A 463-nucleotide genomic window follows, 5' to 3' on the forward strand; every position below is an offset into this window, starting at 1 on the left:
TTACGGCATGGCTTCTTTGATTTTCTCTTAGCCAAGTATTCTTGGTATTGAGGATCAAAAGGCGTAGCGGCACTCCTGATTTTCACATGTCTCTCTATTGGCACCTTAGCTATTTGGAACAGATTGAACTGACAATCCATATTCATGATCTTCTGCCAACCGTGAAATTGCCATTGACCTTGACGGTTGATGAAGTATTTAAGGGCGATCCAAGTTCTAGACTTTGTTGGATGACGCCTTTTAGCCCAGTGCCATAACGCATGGAATAGCTTGTGACCTACATACCCGAATACCTGTTTAGCTACGCAGTGTCGATAGTAATTCGACCAGCCCCTAAGTTTCGGATTTACCAACTTGATTAAATCGTTAACGGGGATAGTTGCGTGCTTTTTGATGAGTTCACGCAAGTTACTCAAGAACAGCAGTGTGTTGGATTTGCTCGGTTTAATGAGCAATTTCCCTT

At 42.8% G+C, this 463-nt stretch carries 1 protein-coding gene; it reads right to left on the bottom strand.

From position 1 onward, the window contains the following. A partial coding sequence (locus EYW48_RS21460) for a group II intron maturase-specific domain-containing protein (RefSeq protein ID WP_277433074.1) occupies nucleotides 1–463 on the bottom strand: 463 nt, incomplete at both ends.

Origin of the sequence: Vibrio sp. 1180_3 (assembly GCF_029478545.1) — a bacterium.
Classification (GTDB): domain Bacteria; phylum Pseudomonadota; class Gammaproteobacteria; order Enterobacterales; family Vibrionaceae; genus Vibrio; species Vibrio aestuarianus.